General features: G+C 62.4%; 22 protein-coding genes. 14 read left to right on the top strand and 8 right to left on the bottom strand.

Translation table 11 applies throughout. The annotated features are described in order from the left end of the window. The first annotated feature begins 161 nt into the window (after positions 1 to 161). The 4 genes from urtA (at position 162) to urtD (ending at position 5,027) form a co-directional block, all read left to right on the top strand. Positions 162 to 1,427, top strand: a complete 1,266-nt coding sequence (gene urtA, locus ACMTA2_RS04260; protein WP_413793850.1) for an urea ABC transporter substrate-binding protein — start codon at positions 162 to 164, stop codon at positions 1,425 to 1,427. Positions 1,428 to 1,588: 161 nt separating this feature from the next. Next, complete coding sequence (gene urtB, locus ACMTA2_RS04255; protein ID WP_413793849.1) at positions 1,589 to 3,091, top strand: urea ABC transporter permease subunit UrtB; 1,503 nt, start codon at positions 1,589 to 1,591, stop codon at positions 3,089 to 3,091. Further along, positions 3,091 to 4,170, top strand: a complete 1,080-nt coding sequence (urtC, locus tag ACMTA2_RS04250) for an urea ABC transporter permease subunit UrtC (RefSeq protein WP_413793848.1) — start codon at positions 3,091 to 3,093, stop codon at positions 4,168 to 4,170. The genes urtB and urtC overlap by 1 nt, the downstream gene beginning before the upstream one ends. Then, positions 4,167 to 5,027, top strand: a complete 861-nt coding sequence (gene urtD / locus ACMTA2_RS04245) for an urea ABC transporter ATP-binding protein UrtD (protein ID WP_413793847.1) — start codon at positions 4,167 to 4,169, stop codon at positions 5,025 to 5,027. The genes urtC and urtD overlap by 4 nt, the downstream gene beginning before the upstream one ends. 50 nt (positions 5,028 to 5,077) lie before the next feature. Here urtD and ACMTA2_RS04240 read toward each other — a convergent pair whose 3' ends face one another. After that, positions 5,078 to 6,025, bottom strand: a complete 948-nt coding sequence (locus tag ACMTA2_RS04240) for an IS110 family transposase (RefSeq protein WP_413791447.1) — start codon at positions 6,023 to 6,025, stop codon at positions 5,078 to 5,080. Positions 6,026 to 6,336: 311 nt separating this feature from the next. On the opposite strand from ACMTA2_RS04240, the gene urtE reads away from it, so the two are divergent. The 7 genes from urtE (at position 6,337) to ureC (ending at position 11,590) form a co-directional block, all read left to right on the top strand. Further along, positions 6,337 to 7,035, top strand: coding sequence for an urea ABC transporter ATP-binding subunit UrtE (gene urtE / locus ACMTA2_RS04235; protein ID WP_413793846.1), 699 nt, complete (start codon positions 6,337 to 6,339; stop codon positions 7,033 to 7,035). A gap of 30 nt (positions 7,036 to 7,065) precedes the next feature. Next, positions 7,066 to 7,908, top strand: a complete 843-nt coding sequence (locus ACMTA2_RS04230) for an urease accessory protein UreD (protein WP_413793845.1) — start codon at positions 7,066 to 7,068, stop codon at positions 7,906 to 7,908. Between the two features lie 151 nt (positions 7,909 to 8,059). Next, positions 8,060 to 8,362: an urease subunit gamma gene (gene ureA / locus ACMTA2_RS04225; protein WP_003197350.1), complete on the top strand. Its 303-nt coding sequence runs from the start codon at positions 8,060 to 8,062 to the stop codon at positions 8,360 to 8,362. 9 nt (positions 8,363 to 8,371) lie between these two features. Beyond that, the gene (locus ACMTA2_RS04220; RefSeq protein ID WP_413793844.1) at positions 8,372 to 8,905 is read left to right on the top strand and encodes a GNAT family N-acetyltransferase; all 534 of its coding nucleotides are present in this window, start codon (positions 8,372 to 8,374) and stop codon (positions 8,903 to 8,905) included. A 7-nt stretch (positions 8,906 to 8,912) separates the two neighbouring features. Continuing rightward, positions 8,913 to 9,446 (top strand): GNAT family N-acetyltransferase, encoded by a 534-nt coding sequence (locus ACMTA2_RS04215; protein ID WP_413793843.1) that lies wholly within the window; start codon positions 8,913 to 8,915, stop codon positions 9,444 to 9,446. Then, positions 9,443 to 9,748, top strand: coding sequence for an urease subunit beta (locus ACMTA2_RS04210; RefSeq protein WP_198797195.1), 306 nt, complete (start codon positions 9,443 to 9,445; stop codon positions 9,746 to 9,748). Before ACMTA2_RS04215 ends, ACMTA2_RS04210 begins: the two co-directional genes overlap by 4 nt. A 141-nt stretch (positions 9,749 to 9,889) precedes the next feature. After that, positions 9,890 to 11,590: an urease subunit alpha gene (ureC, locus tag ACMTA2_RS04205; RefSeq protein ID WP_413793842.1), complete on the top strand. Its 1,701-nt coding sequence runs from the start codon at positions 9,890 to 9,892 to the stop codon at positions 11,588 to 11,590. Positions 11,591 to 11,744: 154 nt separating this feature from the next. On the opposite strand, the gene ACMTA2_RS04200 is transcribed toward ureC, so the two are convergent. Both ACMTA2_RS04200 and ACMTA2_RS04195 read right to left on the bottom strand, forming a co-directional pair. Continuing rightward, on the bottom strand, positions 11,745 to 12,044 hold the full coding sequence (locus tag ACMTA2_RS04200) for a chaperone modulator CbpM (RefSeq protein ID WP_413793841.1): 300 nt from the start codon (positions 12,042 to 12,044) through the stop codon (positions 11,745 to 11,747). A gap of 138 nt (positions 12,045 to 12,182) precedes the next feature. Continuing rightward, the gene (locus ACMTA2_RS04195) at positions 12,183 to 13,124 is read right to left on the bottom strand and encodes a DnaJ C-terminal domain-containing protein (RefSeq protein WP_413793840.1); all 942 of its coding nucleotides are present in this window, start codon (positions 13,122 to 13,124) and stop codon (positions 12,183 to 12,185) included. Positions 13,125 to 13,421: 297 nt separating this feature from the next. Between ACMTA2_RS04195 and ACMTA2_RS04190 the strand changes: the two genes are divergently transcribed. Continuing rightward, positions 13,422 to 14,696 carry an Hsp70 family protein gene (locus ACMTA2_RS04190; RefSeq protein ID WP_413793839.1) on the top strand — a complete coding sequence of 425 codons (1,275 nt, stop codon included), beginning with the start codon at positions 13,422 to 13,424 and terminating at the stop codon, positions 14,694 to 14,696. Positions 14,697 to 14,820: 124 nt separating this feature from the next. Here the strand turns inward: ACMTA2_RS04190 and ACMTA2_RS04185 are convergent, their stop codons facing one another. From ACMTA2_RS04185 to ACMTA2_RS04170, 4 genes are all read right to left on the bottom strand, one after another. Beyond that, positions 14,821 to 15,834, bottom strand: a complete 1,014-nt coding sequence (locus tag ACMTA2_RS04185; RefSeq protein ID WP_413793838.1) for an AI-2E family transporter — start codon at positions 15,832 to 15,834, stop codon at positions 14,821 to 14,823. A gap of 219 nt (positions 15,835 to 16,053) precedes the next feature. Beyond that, a complete protein-coding gene (locus ACMTA2_RS04180; protein WP_413793837.1) occupies positions 16,054 to 16,326 on the bottom strand; it encodes a PsiF family protein in 273 nt (90 codons plus the stop codon). 193 nt (positions 16,327 to 16,519) lie between these two features. Beyond that, the gene (locus tag ACMTA2_RS04175; RefSeq protein ID WP_413793836.1) at positions 16,520 to 17,410 is read right to left on the bottom strand and encodes an esterase/lipase family protein; all 891 of its coding nucleotides are present in this window, start codon (positions 17,408 to 17,410) and stop codon (positions 16,520 to 16,522) included. A 147-nt stretch (positions 17,411 to 17,557) separates the two neighbouring features. Beyond that, positions 17,558 to 18,196, bottom strand: a complete 639-nt coding sequence (locus tag ACMTA2_RS04170) for an FMN-dependent NADH-azoreductase (RefSeq protein ID WP_413793835.1) — start codon at positions 18,194 to 18,196, stop codon at positions 17,558 to 17,560. Between the two features lie 137 nt (positions 18,197 to 18,333). Between ACMTA2_RS04170 and ACMTA2_RS04165 the strand changes: the two genes are divergently transcribed. After that, positions 18,334 to 19,275, top strand: a complete 942-nt coding sequence (locus ACMTA2_RS04165) for a LysR substrate-binding domain-containing protein (protein ID WP_413793834.1) — start codon at positions 18,334 to 18,336, stop codon at positions 19,273 to 19,275. A 57-nt stretch (positions 19,276 to 19,332) separates the two neighbouring features. Further along, positions 19,333 to 19,863, top strand: coding sequence for a ferritin-like domain-containing protein (locus tag ACMTA2_RS04160; protein ID WP_413793833.1), 531 nt, complete (start codon positions 19,333 to 19,335; stop codon positions 19,861 to 19,863). A gap of 130 nt (positions 19,864 to 19,993) precedes the next feature. Here ACMTA2_RS04160 and ACMTA2_RS04155 read toward each other — a convergent pair whose 3' ends face one another. Next, the gene (locus ACMTA2_RS04155) at positions 19,994 to 22,069 is read right to left on the bottom strand and encodes an AsmA family protein (protein ID WP_413793832.1); all 2,076 of its coding nucleotides are present in this window, start codon (positions 22,067 to 22,069) and stop codon (positions 19,994 to 19,996) included. Positions 22,070 to 22,164: the final 95 nt, after the last annotated feature.

Below are 22,164 nucleotides of genomic sequence, written 5' to 3'. Positions count from 1 at the left end.
GACCCCACGACGCGTTCGCTCATGGTGCATCGCTCTCCTTTCCCACCGCCCTGCCCCCGCATTTCAAAGCCTTCCCCCGACCGGGCACACCCCTTGCAAAAGCGCTTTCAGCGTTTGCATCTGCCCTCAAAAAAAATTCATAAGTCCACGGAGATCGCACAATGAAGCGTCGTAGCTTGATCAAGGCTTTTACACTCTCGGCAAGCATTGCCGCGATGGGCATGGCCTGGACCGTCCAGGCCGCCGAGACCATCAAGGTCGGCATCCTGCATTCGCTGTCCGGCACCATGGCGATCTCCGAGACGTCCCTCAAGGACATGGCGTTGATGACCATCGATGAGATCAATGCCAAGGGCGGGGTCAACGGCAAGCAGCTTGAAGCCGTGGTCGTGGACCCGGCGTCGAACTGGCCGCTGTTCGCCGAAAAGGGCCGCCAGTTGCTGACCCAGGACAAGGTCGCCGTGGTGTTCGGCTGCTGGACGTCGGTGTCGCGTAAATCCGTGCTGCCGGTGTTCGAAGAACTCAATGGCCTGCTGTTCTACCCGGTGCAATACGAAGGCGAAGAGATGTCGCCGAACGTGTTCTACACCGGCGCGGCACCGAACCAGCAGGCGATTCCAGCGGTGGAATACCTGATGAGCGAAGAAGGCGGCAGCGCCAAGCGCTACTTCCTGCTGGGCACCGACTACGTCTACCCGCGCACCACCAACAAGATCCTGCGCTCGTTCCTGCATTCCAAAGGCGTGGCAGACAAAGACATCGAAGAGGTCTACACCCCGTTCGGCCACAGCGATTACCAGACCATCGTGGCCAACATCAAGAAGTTCTCGGCTGGCGGCAAGACCGCAGTCATTTCCACAGTCAACGGCGACTCCAATGTGCCGTTCTATAAAGAACTGGCGAACCAGGGCCTGAAGGCCACCGACGTGCCGGTGGTGGCGTTCTCGGTGGGCGAAGAAGAACTGCGCGGCATCGACACCAAACCACTGGTGGGCAACCTGGCGGCATGGAACTACTTCGAATCCGTGGATAATCCGGCGAACAAGAAATTCGTCGATTCCTGGAAAGCCTACGCCAAGGCCAAGAACCTGCCGGGCGCCGACAAAGCAGTGACCAACGACCCGATGGAAGCCACCTACGTCGGCATCCACATGTGGGCGCAAGCGGTGGAAAAAGCCAAGTCCACCGACGTCGACAAAGTCCGCGAAGCCCTGGCCGGTCAGACTTTCGCCGCACCGTCGGGCTACACCCTGACCATGGACAAGACCAACCATCACCTGCACAAGCCAGTGATGATCGGCGAGATCCAGGCCGACGGTCAGTTCAACGTGGTCTGGCAGACCGAAGGCCCGATCCGCGCGCAACCGTGGAGCCCGTTCATCGCCGGCAACGACAAGAAGCCTGACTATGCGGTGAAGAGCAACTGAGCCCATGGGTGTCGGCCCGAGCATGACGCTTGGGTCCGACACAAATCCCTGTGGGAGCGAGCTTGCTCGCGATTGCGGACTCACATTCAACACTGACGTGACTGACCCACCGCCATCGCGAGCAAGCTCGCTCCCACATTGTCCGCGCAAGGCGACTCTTTATGCCCACCGCCCTTTACCGCCTCATCCTCGCCCTGGTGCTGCTGTTGCCACTGGAGGCCCACGCCGGCGACGCCGAAGATTTCGTCGCCGCCAACCCGACCCAGCAGGCCAAGTTGCTGGAAGCCTGGGCCGCGCAACCGGAGCCTGAGCGCGTCGAACTGATCAACGCCCTGCAACAAGGCCAGTTGACCGTCGACGGCCAGCCAAAAACCCTGCGCCTGAACAATCGCCTGCGCGGGCTGATCGAAACCGCCCTGGCCAGCCATCAACTGCTCGCCGTCGATGCCCGTGTACGCCTGGCGGCCGCGCAGCAACTGCAAAAAAGTGCCCGCCCGGCGCAACTGCCGTTTCTCGACCGGCAACTGGCCGGCGAGCAGGACGAAGACGTACACGCCGCCCTGAGCCTGGCCCTGGCGAACCTGCAACTGGTGGACACCAACGCGAACGTGCGCCTGGCCGCCGTCCGGCTGCTGGGGGAAACCGGCGATCCCCTGGCCCGCACGCGGCTCGAAGGGTTGCTGGAGCCCGGCGTCGAAACCGATGCCAACGTGCGCACCGCCGCCGAAACCAGCCTGGCCCAGGTCAAGCGCAAACTGCTGGTGGGCGAACTGCTGGGCCAGGCCTTCAGCGGCATGTCCCTGGGTTCGATCCTGTTGCTCGCCGCCCTCGGCCTGGCAATCACCTTCGGCCTGCTGGGGGTGATCAACATGGCCCACGGCGAGATGCTCATGTTGGGCGCCTATTCCACTTATGTGGTGCAACTGCTGTTCCAGCGCTTCGCCCCGAACGCCATCGAGTTCTATCCGCTGATTGCCTTGCCGGTGGCGTTCTTCATCACCGCGATCATCGGCATGGCCCTGGAGCGTACGGTGATCCGTCACCTCTACGGGCGGCCGCTGGAAACCCTGCTCGCCACCTGGGGCATCAGCCTGATGCTGATCCAACTGGTGCGCCTGGTGTTCGGTGCGCAGAACGTCGAAGTCGCCAACCCGGCCTGGCTGTCGGGCGGAATCCAGGTGTTACCGAACCTGGTGCTGCCGTACAACCGCATCGTGATCATCGCCTTCGCCCTGTTCGTGGTGGTGCTGACCTGGTTGCTGCTGAACAAGACACGCCTGGGCCTGAACGTGCGCGCGGTGACCCAGAACCGCAACATGGCCGCCTGCTGCGGCGTACCCACCGGCCGGGTGGACATGCTCGCCTTCGGCCTCGGCTCCGGCATCGCCGGGCTCGGTGGCGTGGCCCTGAGCCAGATCGGCAACGTCGGCCCGGACCTGGGCCAGAGCTACATCATCGACTCGTTCCTGGTGGTGGTGCTCGGCGGTGTCGGCCAGTTGGCCGGCAGTGTGTTCGCCGCGTTCGGCCTGGGCATCGCCAACAAGATCCTCGAACCGCAGATCGGCGCCGTGCTCGGCAAGATCCTGATCCTGGCGCTGATCATTCTGTTCATCCAGAAGCGTCCGCAAGGTCTCTTCGCGCTCAAAGGACGGGTAATCGACTGATGAACCAGCCCCTGATGCTTACGGCCACGCAAAAGGCCGGTCCCAAAGTGACCCTCGTCGTCGGCGTGGTGATCCTGGCCGTGCTGCTGAGCCTGCCGTTGCTGTCGCTGTTGGCGGCGGACAATCCACTGCACGTCTCGGCCTACACCTTGACCCTGGTGGGCAAGATTCTCTGCTACGCCATTGTCGCCCTGGCACTGGACCTGGTCTGGGGGTACGCCGGCTTGTTGTCCCTGGGACACGGCCTGTTCTTCGCCCTGGGCGGCTACGCCATGGGCATGTACCTGATGCGCCAGGCCGCCGGCGATGGCTTGCCGGCGTTCATGACCTTCCTGTCGTGGACCGAGTTGCCCTGGTACTGGGCCGGCACCCACAGCTTCCTCTGGGCGATGTGCCTGGTGGTGCTGGCGCCGGGCTTGCTGGCCCTGGTGTTCGGCTTCTTCGCCTTCCGCTCACGGATCAAGGGCGTGTATTTCTCGATCATGACCCAGGCCCTGACCTTCGCCGGGATGCTCCTGTTTTTCCGCAACGAAACCGGGTTTGGCGGCAACAACGGCTTCACCAATTTCCGTTCGATCCTGGGCTTTGGCATCACCGAACCGGGCACCCGGGCGGTGCTGTTCCTGGCCACGGTGTTGCTGCTGGTATCGAGCCTCTTCATCGGCTGGCGCCTGGCCCGCAGCAAGTTCGGCCGGGTACTGACCGCCCTGCGCGACGCGGAAAACCGCCTGATGTTCTGCGGCTACGATCCCCGTGGCTTCAAGCTGTTCGTCTGGGTGTTGAGCGCGGTGTTGTGCGGCCTGGCCGGGGCCTTGTACGTGCCGCAGGTGGGCATCATCAACCCCAGCGAAATGTCGCCGACCAACTCCATCGAAGCCGCTGTGTGGGTCGCCCTTGGCGGGCGCGGCACGTTGATCGGGCCGTTGCTGGGCGCCGGGATGGTCAACGGCATGAAGAGCTGGTTCACCGTGGCGTTTCCTGAATATTGGTTGTTCTTCCTCGGCGCCCTGTTCATCGTCGTGACCCTGTACCTGCCCAAAGGCGTGATCGGGTTGCTGAAGAAAAGGGGCGAACAATGAGAATCACACCCACGGCCGATTTCATGCTCGAACCCATCCTGGAACCCAACAAAGACCAGGGCAGCAGCCGCGATGCCATCGGCCTCGGCCAGGCAGCCGGCGTGGGCCTGAACACCCGCCACGGCACCCTCCTGACCCTGGAAGACATCAGCGTCAGCTTCGACGGCTTCAAGGCCTTGAACGATTTGAACCTGTACATCGGCGTCGGCGAATTGCGCTGCATCATCGGCCCCAACGGCGCAGGCAAGACCACCCTGATGGATGTGATCACCGGCAAGACCCGGCCCAGTCACGGCAAGGCCTGGTTCGGCGAAACCCTGGACCTGACCCGCATGAGCGAAGTGCAGATCGCCCAGGCCGGCATCGGCCGCAAGTTCCAGAAGCCCACGGTGTTCGAAGCCTTGAGCGTGTTCGAAAACCTGGAGCTGGCCCTCAAGACTGACAAGTCGGTGTGGGCCAGCCTGCGGGCGAAACTCACTGGCGAGCAACACGACCGCATTGGCGAGGTGCTCGAGACGATCCGTCTCACCGCCTCGGTCAACCGCGCCGCCGGGCTGTTGTCCCACGGGCAGAAGCAGTTCCTGGAGATCGGCATGCTGCTGGTGCAAGACCCGCAACTGCTGCTGCTCGACGAACCGGTGGCGGGCATGACCGACGCCGAGACAGAGTTCACCGCCGAGCTGTTCAAGTCCCTGGCGGGCAAGCATTCGCTGATGGTGGTGGAACACGACATGGGCTTCGTCGGCGCGATCGCCGACCACGTCACCGTGCTCCACCAGGGCAGTGTGCTGGCCGAAGGGTCGCTGGAACAGGTGCAGGACAATGAGCGGGTGATCGAGGTGTATCTCGGTCGCTAGAGCGGCAAATGCTGTTCCCTGTGGGAGATTCTATGGTTGAGGGAAAGCCCTCAAGCCGCGTTAGGTTGGTATTCGCTTTGCCCTTTCAGCAGAGCGAATACGATCCGAGCAAGCTTGCGAGCCAGCATTACCAACGCCTGAGTGGTAGTGAAACCGCGAGCTCTTTGCTTTTCATAGAAGCCTCTCCAGGCGGACGTGCGGCTAGCCGACATGGCGGCATTGTGTAACAGCCGACGGACTTCCGGGTCGCCTCGTTTACTCAAGCTACGGCGCCCATCTTTTTGTCCTGATTTCGACACTCGCAAGTCCATTCCCAAAAAGGCAATGAAGGCGTCTGAGTTTCTGAAATCCCCTCGTTGAAATGCCGTAAGCAAGCGGGCTCCGGTCAGAAATCCAATGCCCTCAACCTTCAAGCAACGGTTCAACTGACCCTGCAAACCGGCATCCCTCAGATGATCCTTGATCGTCTTCTCGATCAATGTCTCAAGCCTCTGCATGGCTGCAATTTGTTCGGCGAAAGCGGTCTTCAGCAGCGGCTCGTTAGCCCAGCTTTGTACCAGGGCCACTCGAGCCTGAACCAGGGCTGCGCGACGGCGGAAAAGGCTCAGGAGCTGGCGATACAGCGGAGATGGCGGGGTCCAGGGGTTAAGCTCATGCCCTTCGTTTTTCAGGTAACGGGCCAGCAGCTTGGCATCCAGCGCGTCAGTTTTGGCGCGGATTTTTACGCCTTCGCGGTAGTGATGCAGTTCATAACCGCCCACCATGTAGATCTCGCAGCCGGCCTCATAGGCCAGATCAGCGAATTCCAGGTGATAGATATTGGTCGACTCAATGGCTACAGCGACGGGGCCCGGCAATGCTTTCAACCACTTTTTGATGGCCGCTTTGTTGTTGGGAGTCGCCTCCAGTACGTCAAGTTCGGCGTGATAGATCACCAGTTCGTTCTTGGCGACATCCACGCCCACAATCGGCTTTGTGACAGAAACCGGCATTGCCATTGAAAATTCTCCGGGCTAAGGTTTGAACACTTGAAGGGTTCACCCAGAGGCGCAGGCTTGTTCCTATCGTCGGTTTAGGCCAGATGCATTCTTTATCGGCGCTTGGGTGAAAGGAGGAGGGGCGAAATCTCCCACGGTCTGTACTGCGGCTAACAGTCAGAATCGAGCCTTGTCCCTCCTCCTCCCTTCAAGTCCTACCATACAAGCGAGCTTGCTCGCGATGGCGGCGACACATTCAGCACCTAAGCAAGCTGACCCACCGCTATCGCGAGCAAGCTCGCTCCCACAGGGACTTGAGGAGAATCTGGAACATGCTGCAAGTCGACAAACTGCACCAGTACTACGGCGGTAGCCACATCCTGCGGGGCCTGTCGTTCGACGCCAAGGTCGGCGAGGTGACGTGCCTGCTGGGGCGCAATGGCGTGGGCAAGACCACCCTGCTCAAATGCCTGATGGGCCTGTTGCCGGCCAAGGAAGGTGCGGTGAATTGGGAAGGCAAGGTCATCACCGCGTTCAAGCCGCACCAGCGGGTGCACGCCGGCATTGCCTACGTGCCCCAGGGCCGGGAAATTTTCGGACGGCTGACGGTGGAAGAAAACCTGCTGATGGGCCTGTCGCGCTTTCCCGGCGCCGAAGCCAAGGAAGTGCCGGCCTTCATCTACGAATTGTTCCCGGTGCTGCTGCAAATGAAACAGCGCCGTGGCGGTGACCTGTCCGGCGGCCAGCAACAGCAGCTCGCCATTGGCCGGGCCCTGGCCAGCCGTCCACGCCTGCTGATTCTCGACGAGCCCACCGAAGGCATCCAGCCTTCGGTGATCAAGGAAATCGGCGTGGTCATCAAGAAACTGGCGGCCCGTGGCGACATGGCGATCTTGCTGGTGGAGCAGTTCTACGACTTCGCCGCCGAGCTGGCCGATCAGTACCTGGTGATGTCCCGGGGCGAGATCGTGCAGCAGGGGCGCGGAGAAAACATGGAAGCCGAGGGTGTGCGCGGGCTGGTAACGATCTAGTCTTAGCGTCCCGACGACAATCAGAAAATCATGAATCTACCTGTTTCGCCATCCGCCCTGTTCACCCCCAGCTGGCACGCCGAGCTGGAACTGGATTACGCCCGCTTCGGCGACTGCACGCGTCCGGTACAGCGTCGCCACAAGGGCCCGCTGCGGGTGCAGAAGCACTTGTACGCCGAAGGCCCCGAGGTGTGCCAGCACATCATCGTCCACCCACCCGGCGGAATTGCCGGCGGTGACCGGCTGGACATCGGTGCCCATGTCGGCCCTGGTGCCTGGGCGCAGTTGACCAGCCCAGGCGCGGCCAAGTGGTACCGCGCAGCCGGGCCGGCGTATCAGCGGTTGACCCTGAGCGTGGCCCCCGGCGCGACCCTGGAATGGTTGCCCCAGGAAACCATCGTCTTCAGCGCGGCCCAGGCCGAACTCAGCACGAGCATCGACCTGCAGGGCGACGGGCGCCTGTTCTACTGGGACATGGTTGCCCTCGGCCGTCCGGCCAGCGGCGAGCGTTTCGACTTGGGGCACTTTCAATCGCGGCTGGACATTCGCCGCGACGGCCAGTTGCTGTGGCATGAGCGCCAACGCATTGTCGGCGGTGATGGGCTGCTGGACTCACCCATCGGGCTGGGCGGTGATCCGGTGTTTGCCACGTTATTGGTGACCGGCGAGATCGACAGCGAGCTGTTGGAGCAGTGCCGATCCCTGGGCCATGACGTACGTGGCGACCTGACCCAATTGCCCGGCCTGGTCGTGGCGCGGTGCCTGGCGAGCGAGGCGTTGCTGGCGCGGGGATGGTTGATTGAATTGTGGCGGTTGCTGCGTCCGGCGTTGCTTGGTCGAGAAGCCGTACCACCGAGAATCTGGAGCACCTGAACTTGCTTTTCCTGTGGGAGCGAGCTTGCTCGCGATAGCAATCGAACATTCAACATAACTGTTGGCTGATACACCGCTATCGCGAGCAAGCTCGCTCCCACAGGGGAACGGTGTCTAGCCCGAATTATTTATCTGCCCTTATGGATTGCACATGGACCTGACCCCACGCGAAAAAGACAAGCTGCTGATCTTCACCGCCGGCCTCGTCGCCGAACGACGGTTGGCCCGTGGCCTGAAGCTCAACTACCCGGAGGCCATGGCCTATATTTCCGCAGCCCTGCTCGAAGGCGCCCGTGACGGCCAGACCGTCGCCGAGCTGATGCACTACGGCACCACGCTGCTGAGCCGCGAACAGGTGATGGAAGGCATCCCGGAAATGATCCCCGAGATCCAGGTCGAGGCGACGTTTCCCGACGGCACCAAACTGGTCACCGTCCACCAGCCCATCGCCTGAGGCCACGCCATGACTGTCCATGTTCGTGACGCCCAGCCCGCCGACCTGCCGGCGATCCGCGATATCTACAACGACGCCGTCCTCAACACCACGGCGATCTGGAACGAACAGGCCGTGGACCTGGGCAATCGCCAGGCCTGGTTCAGCGCCCGGCAAGACCAGGGCTACCCGGTGCTGGTGGCGGTGGACAACGCAGACAACGTACTCGGCTACGCTTCTTTCGGTGACTGGCGGCCGTTCGACGGCTTCCGCCACACCGTGGAGCATTCGGTGTACGTGCGCAGCGATCAACGCGGCAATGGCCTTGGCCCGCTGCTGATGGGCGCGCTGATCGAATGTGCCAGGGCCTGCGATAAACACGTCATGGTCGCGGCCATCGAAAGCGGCAACGCGGCCTCGATTCGCCTGCACGAGCGGGCCGGTTTCGTGATCACCGGGCAGATGCCCGAGGTGGGGACCAAGTTCGGCCGCTGGCTGGACCTGACCTTCATGCAGTTGAACCTCAACCCGGGGGCGCTAGCGCCTGCCGTCAACAAGGAGTGAAAAGCCGATGAACGCCGCTCAGTTGCGTCGAGTCCACGCCGAAAGCTTTGCGCATTATCGCCAGGGGCTGATCGATCTGTTGCTCGACGCCGTCGGCTACGGCGCCAGCGTAGGGTTCATGGCCGACCTCGATGCCACCCAGGCCCGCGCCTATTTCGACGAAGTCCAGGCCAGCCTCAACCAGGGCCACCTGCTGCTGTGGGTGGTGGTCAAGGACGAACAGGTACAGGCCAGCGTCCAGCTTGCCCTGTGCCAGAAGCCCAACGGCCTCAACCGGGCCGAAGTGCAGAAGCTGCTGGTGCGCGGCGAGGCCCGCCGTCGGGGGCTGGGCCAGCAATTGATGAGCGCCCTGGAACTCGGCGCCCGCCAGCACAAGCGTGGCCTGTTGTACCTCGACACCGAGGCCGGCTCCGAGGCCGAGGCGTTCTACCGCGCCATGGGCTACACCCGCGTCGGTGAGCTGCCCGACTACTGCCAGAGCCCGGACGGGACCTACACCCCGACCGCCATTTACTACAAGATTTTGGGGCAACCGCAATGATTCCAGGGCAATACCAGGTCCAGCCCGGCGACATCGAACTCAACGTCGGCCGCCGCACCCTCACGCTGAACGTCGCCAACAGCGGCGACCGACCGATCCAGGTCGGTTCGCACTATCACTTTTTCGAGACCAACGATGCCCTGACCTTCGACCGCGCCGCCAGCCGTGGCATGCGCCTGAACATCCCGGCCGGCACCGCGGTGCGCTTCGAACCGGGCCAGAGCCGCGAGGTGGAACTGGTGGAGCTGGCCGGGCATCGCCGGGTGTTCGGATTTGCCGGGCGGGTCATGGGCGACCTGTAAGTCATAGGGTGCCTGCACTGGCCTCATCGCGAGCAAGCTCGCTCCCACAGGGAAACGCGATCAAATGTGGGAGCGAGCTTGCTCGCGAAGCGTGAGCGCAGCGAACGGTTTCAACATTCAATTGAATCTCAAGGCAAGCACATGAAGATCTCGAGACAAGCCTACGCCGACATGTTCGGCCCCACCGTCGGTGACAAGGTCCGCCTGGCCGACACCGAGTTGTGGATCGAGGTGGAAAAGGACTTCACCACCTATGGCGAAGAAGTGAAATTCGGCGGCGGCAAGGTGATTCGCGATGGCATGGGCCAGAGCCAACTGCTGGCCGCCGAGGTCGTCGATACGCTGATCACCAACGCGCTGATCATCGACCACTGGGGCATCGTCAAGGCCGATGTCGGCCTCAAGGACGGGCGCATCGCCGCCATTGGCAAGGCCGGTAACCCGGACATCCAGCCCGATGTAACCATCGCCATCGGCGCCAGCACCGAAGTGATCGCTGGCGAAGGCATGATCCTCACCGCTGGCGGCATCGACAGCCACATCCACTTCATCTGCCCCCAGCAGATCGAAGAAGCGCTGATGAGCGGCGTCACCACCATGATCGGCGGCGGCACGGGCCCGGCCACCGGGACCAACGCCACCACGTGCACTTCCGGGCCATGGCACCTGGCACGCATGCTCCAGGCCGCCGATGCCTTCCCCATGAACATCGGCTTCACCGGCAAAGGCAACGCCAGCTTGCCGGAGCCGTTGATCGAGCAGGTCAAGGCCGGGGCCATCGGCCTGAAGCTGCACGAAGACTGGGGCACCACGCCGGCGGCCATCGACAACTGCCTGAGCGTGGCCGACCAGTACGACGTGCAGGTGGCGATCCACACCGACACCCTCAACGAATCCGGCTTCGTCGAGACCACCCTGGCTGCGTTCAAGGGCCGCACCATCCACACCTACCACACCGAAGGCGCCGGTGGCGGGCATGCGCCGGACATCATCAAGGCTTGCGGTTTCGCCAACGTGCTGCCCAGCTCCACCAACCCGACCCGGCCGTTCACCCGCAACACCATCGACGAACACCTGGACATGTTGATGGTCTGCCATCACCTGGATCCGAGCATTGCCGAAGACGTGGCCTTCGCCGAAAGCCGCATCCGCCGCGAGACCATCGCCGCCGAAGACATCCTCCACGACCTCGGCGCCTTCTCGATGATCAGCTCCGACAGCCAGGCCATGGGCCGCGTCGGCGAAGTCATCACCCGCACCTGGCAGACCGCCGACAAGATGAAAAAGCAACGCGGCGCCCTGCCTGGCGACGGCGAGGGCAATGACAACTTCCGCATCAAGCGCTACATCGCCAAGTACACCATCAATCCGGCGATCACCCATGGCATCAGCCATGAGGTGGGTTCCATCGAGGTGGGCAAATGGGCCGACCTGGTGCTGTGGCGACCGGCGTTCTTCGGCGTCAAGCCGACGTTGATCCTCAAGGGCGGGGCAATTGCCGCAAGCCTGATGGGCGACGCCAACGCCTCGATCCCGACGCCGCAACCGGTGCACTACCGACCGATGTTCGCCAGCTTTGGCGGTTCGCGACACGCCACCAGCCTGACCTTCATCAGTCAGGCTGCCGCCGAGGCCGGGTTGCCGGAACAGCTTGGGCTCAAGAAAAGAATCGCCGTGGTCAAAGGCTGCCGCGACGTGCAGAAGACCGACCTGATCCACAACGACTACCTGCCGAGCATCGACGTCGATCCGCAGACCTACCAGGTCAAGGCCGATGGGGTGTTGCTGTGGTGCGAACCGGCCGAGGTGCTACCGATGGCGCAGCGCTATTTCCTGTTTTGAGCCGGGAAGAGGACGCCAGGTCAGGCACTGCACTCTGTGGCGAGGGGATTTGTCTCCCCTCGGTTGAGGAGCAACCGCAAAACAAGGGCTGCTGCGCAGCCCAGCGGGGATAAATCCCCTCGCCAAAAGGTTTGCGACTGGCGATGAGTGTGGGTCACTCCACCAACCGCCTCAATCGCTGCTTGAGCATGCGGTTTTCGCTGCGCAGCAGTTGCACTTCTTCCAGCAGGTCCAGCGCCACGGCGACGCCTTCCCACTCCAGTTCCAGCTCGCGATGCAGCTTGGCCGCACGGCGGGCCAGGACCAATTCGTAGTCGGTGAAACGCCAATTCGTCGGGGCCGTGCCATGAGGTTCGAGGATGCCATGGGCGACGATTTCGATCACATGGACATCCGCCAACGCAGCGGCCTCGCAGAATTCCTTCAGGTTCAGTTCAATGATCGGGTTGTTCATGGCCTGCTTCTCCCAATGCTTTAACTGCTAACTGTCGAGTCTAGACCTGTGGGAGCAAAGCTTGCTCGCGATAGGGGCACATCAAAGCCTGAGGAACCCGGTTGCCCTCATCGCGGGCCATCCTCGCGCCCCTCACAGTCAGAAATTCTCCCGCGGATCGAACGCTGCCTTCTTCGCCAGTTCCGCCCACAGGGCCTTGACCGCTTCGTCGCTGGCCTTGGGCATCACGGCCTTGAGCTGCACGAACAGGTAGCCACGCTCGCCGGCCTTGTTGCGCAGGCCGTGGCCCTTGGCGCGCATGCGCTGGCCGTTCTGGCTGCCGGCCGGGACCTTGAGGTTGATCTTGCCGGTGAGCGTCGGTACCGCCACTTCGGTGCCCAGGGCCAATTCCCACGGGGCCAGTGGCAAGGTGATGATCAGGTCCTGGCCTTCGACGTCGAACTTGGGGTGCGGCGCGAAGCGAATGGTCAGGTACAGGTCGCCATTGGCGCCACCACCGATGCCCGGTGCCCCCTGCCCCTTGAGGCGGATGCGTTCGCCGTCGGTCACACCCAACGGGATCTTCACGTTCAAGCTTTTGCTGGTGTTGCTCACATGCTGGCCGGCCGCGTTGTACTGCGGCACCTGGAAGCTGACTTTCTTCGATTCGCTCGACAGGGTCTCTTCCAGGAAGATCGGTAATTCCATTTCCACGTCTTGCCCTCGACGGCCGGCGTTGCGACCTGACTGTCCGCCACCAAAACCCGGTCCGCGATTACCGAAAATAGAACTGAAGAAGTCCGAAAAATCGCCCGTGTCCTGGCCACCACCAAAACCGCCACGGCTTTGCCAACCCGGCGGGCCCTGGAACGGCTGGCCGTGCTGGCCGTAGCGGCGCAGATCGTCGTATTCGGCGCGCTTGTCGGCGCTTTTCAGCGCTTCATAGGCTTCGGAGACGTCCTTGAACTTGGTCTCGGCATCCTTTTCCTTGCTCACATCCGGGTGGTACTTGCGCGCCAGTTTGCGATAGGCGGCCTTGATCGTGGCGTCATCAGCCGTCGGCTCGACACCCAGGATCTTGTAATAGTCTTTGAAGTCCATTGAAGGATCACCATCCGTTATCGATATAGCACCGCCATCCACAGCATGCTCGTGGTACAAGCCCCGGAGTTTGACCGATCTCAAGGTTTGTGACCGGGCGGCGCGTCAGAAGTTTATCGGCAGCCGGTGGCGGTTCTTGTACCCGCCCTGTGGCTACCAGGCTCATGCCAGCAAGTTTGGGGGGAATGTGCTGTCTTTCAAGGCCAGCGTTTGCAAATTAGCGGATAACCGGCCTTCGAATCCGGGCCGCACTGACATACACTGCGCGGCCGTTTTTTCAACTGGAACTCGAAAGACATGAAAAACGCATCCCCGGCCCGTGCCTGCGGCATCGACTTTGGCACGTCCAACTCCACCGTCGGCTGGTTGCGCCCCGGCATGGAAACGTTGATCGCGCTGGAGGACGACAAGATCACCCTGCCCTCGGTGGTCTTTTTCAATCTGGAGGAACGCCGCCCGGTGTATGGCCGCCTGGCCCTGCACGAATACCTGGAAGGCTACGAAGGCCGGCTGATGCGCTCGCTCAAGAGCCTGCTGGGCTCCAAGCTGATCAAGCACGACACCAGCGTGTTGGGCACGGCAATGCCGTTCAAGGACTTGTTGGGGTTGTTCATCGGCCAGTTGAAGCAACGCGCCGAAGCCGCCGCCGGTCGTGAATTCGAAGAAGTGGTACTGGGGCGCCCGGTGTTTTTCGTCGATGACGATGAACTGGCCGACCAGGAAGCAGAAAACACCCTGGTGGACGTCGCTCGCGCGATCGGCTTCAAGGAGGTTTCGTTCCAGTACGAGCCCATCGCGGCCGCGTTCGATTATGAATCGACCATCGAGAAAGAAGAGTTGGTGCTGATCGTCGACATCGGCGGCGGTACCTCGGACTTCTCCCTGGTGCGCCTGTCCCCCGAGCGCCGCACCCATGACAACCGCCACGCCGACATCCTCGCCACCGGTGGCGTGCACATCGGCGGGACCGATTTCGACAAGCAACTCTCGCTGGCCGGCCTGATGCCACTGTTCGGCTACGGCAGCCGCATGAAGAGCGGCGCCTACATGCCCACCAGCCATCACATGAACCTGGCGACCTGGCACACCATCAACGCGGTGTACTCGCAAAAGTCCACCCTGGCCCTGGGCAGCATGCGCTACGACATCGAAGACACCGGGGGCATCGACCGGCTGTTCAAACTGATCGAACAGCGCGCCGGGCACTGGCTGGCGATGGAAGTGGAAGAAACCAAGATCCAGTTGACCCATACCGACCAGCGTCACGTGCCGCTGGACCGGATCGAACCAGGCCTGAGCGTGGACCTGAGCCGGGCCTTGTTCGAGTCGGCCATCGACGGCTTGCTGGAGCGGGTGCGCGGCAGTGTCACGCAGTTGCTCAACGATGCCAACGTGCGGGTCGATCAGGTCGACACGGTGTTCTTCACCGGCGGTTCCAGCGGCATCCCGGCGCTGCGCAACAGCGTCTCGGCGATGCTGCCCCAGGCGCGGCATGTGGAAGGCAATATCTTCGGCAGTATTGGCAGCGGGTTGGCGATCGAGGCGATGAAGCGCTACGGGACTCAGCTCTGATCCAGGACCGAGGCGCCTGCATCGCGAGCAAGCTCGCTCCCACAGGGATCGCGTAGGCACTGATATCTCCTGTGGGAGCGAGCTTGCTCGCGATGGCGCCAGATCAGGCTCCATCGCTACCGGATCAAACCATCCCGATCTGCTTCAACTCACTCTTGAGATACGCATAATAAATCGGCCCCGCCACCACCCCTGGCAGGCCGAATGCGGCTTCGAACACCAGCATTGCCATGAGCAATTCCCAGGACTTGGCGCTGATCTGCCCGCCGACGATACGGGCGTTGAGGAAGTACTCGAGCTTGTGGATGACGATCAGGTAACCCAGCGCCGCCACCGCCACCCAGATCGACAGCGACAGGGCGACGATGGTGATCAGGGTGTTGGACATCAGGTTGCCGATGACCGGCAGCAGCCCCAGCAGGAACGTCATCACGATCAGGGTCTTGGTCAACGGTAGATGAATGCCGAACAGCGGCAACACCACCGCGAGGAAAATCCCGGTGAAGAAGGTGTTGAGCAGGGAAATCTTGATCTGGGCGAAGACGATGTTGCGAAACGCCTTGACCAGCAGGTTCAGGCGATCGAACAGCGCCGCGGCCAGGGGTTTGCGCTTGGTCAGGTCGGGAATGCGCTGCAGGGCAACGATCGCCCCCAGCACCATGCCGATCAGCAGCGTCACGAACATGTGGGCCGCGTCCTTGCCCACCAGTTGCAGGTCGCTCAGGTGCTTGCTCACCCAGTCACCGATCGCTACCCGGAACTCGGCGGCGCTGGCCGGCAGGTAGGCGTCGATGAACGGCGGCAATTGCCCACGGGCGCGGTCGACCACCGCCATGAATTTGTCCAGGGAGGCCCCGGGGTTTTCCGCCTCATGCAGCAGGAAACTGAAGGCACCGGCGAAGATCAGCGTCAGCACACTGACCACCAGCGTGCCCAGCAACGCCACCGCCAGCCAGCGGGCGCGGCGGCCTTCGATCAGGCGCTGCAACTGCGGGGTGAGCATGTTGACCAGTTCGAACACCAGCAGCCCGGCCAGCAGGCTCGGCAACAGACGCAGCGGCAGCACCAGCAACAACCCACCAAAAATGATCACCCAACTGATCACCAACAACACATGACGCTGAGAAAACGTTGGCATACAGCCTCAGGACAAAAACGGCGTGAAAGGATCGGCAGTCTGCCAGCGATCCGCTGGCAGCACTAGGGATTGTGTCGGCCGGCCCGGGTCACAGTTCAGGAGTTTTTTGTAACTTTTGCGCCGTCCCCATCGCGAGCAGGCTCGCTCTCACCCTGGGCCGGGCAATACAGACCCACGGTGGGAGCGAGCCTGCTCGCGACAGGGCCATGGATTCAACGCTTATTTTTTCTTCAGGCACTCACTCATGAACGCCTTGCGGGCATCCCCCTTCAGAGTCCGCTCGGTGGCCGTGGCGTTGCAGGTTTTCATGCGTTCCTGCGGGGTAGCCTTGAGGCAGTTGCTCATGAAAGTCTTGCGCTCGTCACCCTTGAGCGCCTTGGCGGTAGCATCGGCGTTGCAGGTGGTCATCTTGGACTGCTGCGCCGTTTCGGCGAAGCCCTGGGAACAAAGCAATAAACCGATCATCAACAAAGGCACACGCAGCATCTTCATGGTGTTTCTCCTGGCTGCCACACGAGGGCGTGGCGATGAAGTGCAGTGTAGACAAAGCCCGTTACACCTTCACCAGCTTGACCCTCAGGGCCTGAGCTATCGCTTTCGCGAGCAAGCCCGCACATTGATGGTGTACATACACTCCCTGTGGGAGCGAGCTTGCTCGCGATGAACGATAACGCGATCCAACGGGCTACACCCCGGCAGCCTTCAACCGCTCGGCATGCTCGACAAACAACCGGATCGGCTCGGCCCCTTTGCCCACCAGCCCAAGCGACTGGTTGACGATGTCGAAGTGATCCAGCGGATAGTCATCGCCGATGACCGTGCCCAGGTGCGAGCTGTAGCGTCCGACCATGCCGTCGCAGTGCCCCGCTTCCCTCACAAACGTACGCGCAAATAAACGGCAGCTGCGATTAGTGCCGTCGAACAGGTTGCGCCCCTTGTCGGTCTTGCCCGGTTGCAAGGTGCCGGACCACGAGTAATAGCGCACGCCATTGACCTCTTCCGGCCCCTGCCCGCCCCAGTTGACCGGCAGGCCCTGTGGATAACGTTGATTGAACAGCGCCACCCCGGCGGTGGTCAGGGAGACATGGGATGCCTGGATATCCACCGGCAGCTTCGGCCCGCGGTAGCCGGTGTCCAGCAGACTCATCAGGGCGTTGATCAGGCGCAGCACGCCACTGAGCATGCGCCCCTTGGCACTGTCGGCCGGGTAGTGGGCCTGCAGATAATCGGCCAGTTCGGAGCCATGGTTGGGACCGGCCACAGACGTGACCGACGCCACCAGGTCCGGGCGTTTGGCGGCGGCATAGCGGGCGGTGAGACTGCCCTGGCTGTGGCCGATCAGGTTGACCTTCTGTGCACCGGTTTGCCGCAGGATGTCGTCGATCAGTGCCAGCAATTGCTCGCCGCGCACCTCGGATGAATGCAACGGCGACACCTTCACCGCCACCACCACGGCCCCGCCGCGACGCAACGCCGAGACGATTCCATACCAGTAGGGATACAGCACCAGGCGTATGAACCCGAGCATGCCCGGGACCAGCACCAGGGGGTAGCGAGTGGCACAGCGTTGCGACATGGCGACATCCTTGTGATCAACGGGGGTCAGCATCGGTACTGATGATGACCAGTCTATGACAAGGATGTCACTTCGGCCCGAACAGCCCCTGCGACAGGTGCCAAAGCCGAGGCCAGCGAAGCGTCCCTCAGGCTGCCCGGCAGCTATTTAGAAGCTCCGCGCCAGCGCTAGCAAGCGCTCCTCGGCCTCGGCACAGGACAACGCAAAACTGCGCTCGGCCGATTCCTCGCCTTCGGCCGCCACCACCGTCACATCGGTGATGCCGATAAACCCCAGTACAGTGCGCAACAGCGTGTCGGCGTGGTTCATGCTCTCCAGTTGGCCGCCGGGCCCGAAACCGAAATCGCCACGGCTGGTCACGATCAGCGCCTTCTTGCCCAGCACCAGCGGCTCGTAGTGCGACACGCCGTTGTCCAGGCGGTGGTTGAACGTCAGCCCGATGCGCACGATCTGGTCGATCCAGGCCTTTACGCCACTGGGCACGCTGAAGTTGTGCATGGGCGCGGCGATCACCAGTCGGTCATGGGCTTGCAGCTCCTCGACCAAGGCGTCGCTCAGGGCCAGGTCCGCTTGCATGATCAACGGGCGAGCCTGGGGCTCGGGATAGAACGCCGCGGCAATAAAGGCTTCGTTGACCGGCGCAATCACTGCTCGTCCGACTTCGCGACGGGTTACTTGGGATTGCGGATGGGCGGACTGCCATGCCGCGACAAACACTTCGGCCAGGCGTCGGGAATGAGAACGCTCGCCACGGGGGCTGCCCTGCACCACAAGAATCTTGCTCATCTGAATCTCCTTTTATGCGGCTACAATCAACATTGCTTGTGCCTTGCAGCTTGATGCCCAGCGCTGCCAGCAGACAAATGAGCGTTAGTTCACCGGGATGAATTAATTTCATCCATTACGCCCTCAGGAGAATCCAGATGTTCGCCAACCTGCCGCTCAACGCCCTGCGCGCCTTCGAGTCCGCCGCGCGGTTGCTCAGTTTCAAGGCGGCTGCGGCGGAGCTGTCGGTGACGCCTACGGCGGTCTCCCACCAGATTCGATCCCTGGAGAGCTGGCTGGGGCTGTCGCTGTTCGACCGCCTGCCACGCCAGGTGCGCCTCACCGAGGGCGGGCAACGCTTGTTCCACAGCCTGCACGGGGCCTTGCTGGAGGTGGCGCAAAGCGTCGATACCCTGCGCCCGCAACGCAGCACCACCCACCTGACCCTGTCCACCACCGCCGCGTTTGCCGCCCTGTGGCTGGTGCCTCGCCTGGGACGGTTTTATGCGCGTCACCCGAACATCAACGTGCGCCTGGACACCCATTGCGAAGTGATCGACCTGCACCAGGACGCCAGCGTCGACCTGGTGGTGCGCTACAGCCTGGAGGCCTACCCGAACCTGTACGGCATGTGCCTGTTCGATGAAAGCTTCGGGGTCTACGGCTCACCTGAACAGGTGGCCCTGGCGGCACGGCAGGTGCCGACGCTGATCAGCGTGCATTGGCACAACTCCAAGCTGTACGCACACGGTTGGGACGCCTGGTGCGCCCAGGCCGGGGAAACCTGGCTCACTCGACAGCCGTGCATGCGCGAATACGACGAGGAGCATTACGCCTTGCAAGCGGCGATTGCCGGGCAGGGCCTGGTGTTGGCGAGCAATATCCTGGCTTCGGAAAGCATCGCCAGCGGTTTGCTGGTGGGCTATCGCCCGGACGTCCAGGTCAACGGCGCCGGCTACAGCGCCCTGTGCGTCCCGGGCCGCGAACGCCATCCGCCGGTGCGGGCTTTTTTCCAGTGGTTGGGAGAAGAGGCGCGGCTGTCCGGTTATGCACTGAAAAATTCAGTAAAACTTTTTCAGGACCGCATCACTCACACCTAGAGTGATCGCGCCAGCAGAGCGTGACGCCTCAACCGGATCAGCCTCCAGGAGAACGAGATGAGCGACATGCACTTATCCGATGTAACCACCCTGCGCGAACGTGCGCGGCAGAACGTTCAGAACGGCGCGGTGACCGAAGGCTACGGCGCCGATCGCCAGGCAGTCATCCGCCTGCTCAACGAAGCGCTGGCCACCGAACTGGTCTGTGCGCTGCGCTACAAGCGCCACCACTTCATGGCCACCGGCCTCAAGGCCAGCGTGGCCGCCAGTGAGTTCCTCGAACACGCGAACCAGGAAGCCGAACACGCGGACAAGCTCGCCGAACGCATCGTGCAACTGGGCGGCGAGCCGGAGTTCAACCCCGACCTGTTGACCCGCAACTCTCACGCCCAGTACGTCGCGGGCAACACCCTGAAGGAGATGGTGTACGAGGACCTGGTGGCCGAACGGATCGCCATCGACAGCTACCGGGAAATCATCCAGTACATCGGTGAAAAAGACCCGACCACCCGGCGCATCTTCGAAGACATCCTGGCCCAGGAAGAAGAGCATGCCGATGACATGGCCGATATCCTGGCCGATTTGTAATGGCCTTCAGGGCCCCAATCGCGAGCAAGCTCGCTCCCACATTTTGACCGCATTCCTTCAGACAAAATGCAGTCCCCTGTGGGAGCGAGCTTGCTCGCGATGAGGCCCGGCGCCTCACCGCAAGCCTGACTTATCGGGTGGGCTTGACCGTCACCGGCGCCTTGCCCGCCTTCATTTGCTCCAGCAGCGGCGCGCACTGGTTCGGCTCACCGCCGCTGGGCGCCACCAGCGCAAGCAAGCCGGCGGCCGGTGCAGCGATCACGCCCAGCGCCACCATCCCGGCGCCGCGCAGCATCAAGGGCACGGCCTTGACGCCGGCGTCGGGCTTGGCGAACGGGCCCCGCACGTACAGCGGCGAGCGCAGGGAAATCAGGCGCCAGCCCTTGGACTCGGGGGTAATGGTCAGGTCCAACTGTTCGCTCGCCATGTTCGCCGTGCCATCGATGTAGATGATCGCGTTCTCGGTGTCGAACACGAACAGTCGCGTGGTCGCCAAGCCCGTCTTGATGTCGAAGTCCGCTGCCGCGCAGTTGATCTTCACTTCCTTGTCGCCAAAGATTTTCCCCACCACGTAGTTGCCGACATTCAGCCCCGCCAGCTCCATCAACTCCCGACTGATGGCACCATCGTTGATGAGCATTTTCAGCGTGCCGTTGGCAGTGCCCAGCAGTGCGGCCACCGAATTGCCGCGCCCGGCGATGTCGGCATCGCCGTTGAGTTCGCCGAAGCTGGTTTTCATCGGTTCAAACCCTGGGAACAGCTGCTTGAGCTTGAACCCCCGCGCCGTCAGCTTCGCCTGGCCTTCAAGGGGCCGGGTGCGCCCGTTGAGGCGGATCTGCGCATCGAGGCGGCCGCCGGCCACGCCGAAACGCAGGGGCTCAAGGCTCAATTGCCCATCGTTGAGCACCACGTGGGTATAAAGATCGGTGAACGGCAACTGCTCGCTGTGGACGATACGCTTGCCGGTGAATTCCACATCGGCGTCCATCACGCTCCAACGCTCGGTGCGAAACGCTTCCACGGGCAAGACCTTGCCGGTTGGCTGTTTACTGGCGCCGCCCCGGGCTTTTTGCTCGGCATTGGAATCCGCACCGATCAGCGGCGCCAGGTCACTGAACAGCAGTTGATTGGAGACCAGCGCGCCGCTGAGTTTCGGCCGCGGCTGGCTGGCGACGTACGCCAGGTCACCCTGGATATCGCTGTCGCCGATCTTGCCGTTGAACGCCTCATAGCGAAACAACGCCCCACCCGGCTCATGCAGCTTGGCGATCAAGCGGCCGTCAGTGGCGTAGGGTGGCGAATCCGGCAGGGTCACACCGGTCAGCGGGTAAAGATGGGCGAGGCTGTTGCCCGTCAGTTTCAGGCGCAAGTCCAGGGCCCCGAGATTCATCGGGTCGGTGAGGGTGCCGGCCAGTTCGACGCGGGTCTCGGCGATCTTCGCCTGGGCCTGGAGCGGAAAGGGTTGTGACGCCTCCTGCAAGGCCAGCAAGCCACCGACCTTGCCGGACCCCGTCAGGTTTTGCCCGTGATACTGCCCGTTGACCTTGAAGGCGAACGCGTAGTCCTGCGGCGTCGCACCTTGGTCCTGGGCTTTTTTCGCGGCCTTGTCACCGACGATATCGCTGAACGGAATAGGTTTGCCCAGCGGGTCGATCAACAGGTCGAGCCGAGTCTTGAGCGTCTGGTCGTCCAGGGTGACGTGCCCCTTGTCGAAACCAATGGCACCGATGTCCACCTCCCAGCTGGACGGCTCGGCGTCCGGATCTTTCGGGTCGAATTGGAAGGTCCAGTTGGCGCGACCGTCAGCCAGGCGTTGCAGGTTAGCATTGGGCTCCTTCAGGTCGATGCGCGGGATCGCCACCCGCCGGGCCAGCAAGGCCAAGGGCGAAATGCGCAGCTCGACACGCTTGAGCGTGACCATCTGCGGGGTTTTCGACCAGTCCGGGTTACCCAGGCTCAAGTCTTCGGCCACGACATGGGGCCACGGCAACCAGGCGCGCCAGCCACCTTCCCCCGGCTCACGCTGCCAGACCACCGCCAGGTTGCCGTTGATGGCGAAGGGGCGATGCAATTCCTCGGAAACCTTGGCATTGAGCGGGGGCTTGATGCGGTTCCAATCGAAGAAGGCGATGACCAGGACCAGCACCGCCAGCAGGACAACAAGGCTGGCAAAGCTCCAGGCAAGGATTTTCGAGGTGCGCGTCATGCACAAGACTCCTGATGACAAGTCAGGCGTCCGCAACCGAGACGCCTTTGGAAACACGAGCCAGTAAGCGGCCCGTCATGAGGCGTTGGACGGGT

Source organism: Pseudomonas medicaginis, from assembly GCF_965119365.1.
Lineage (GTDB): Bacteria > Pseudomonadota > Gammaproteobacteria > Pseudomonadales > Pseudomonadaceae > Aquipseudomonas.
The sequence above is the reverse complement of the archived record's forward strand: the minus strand, read 5'-3'. Positions and strand labels throughout refer to the sequence as shown.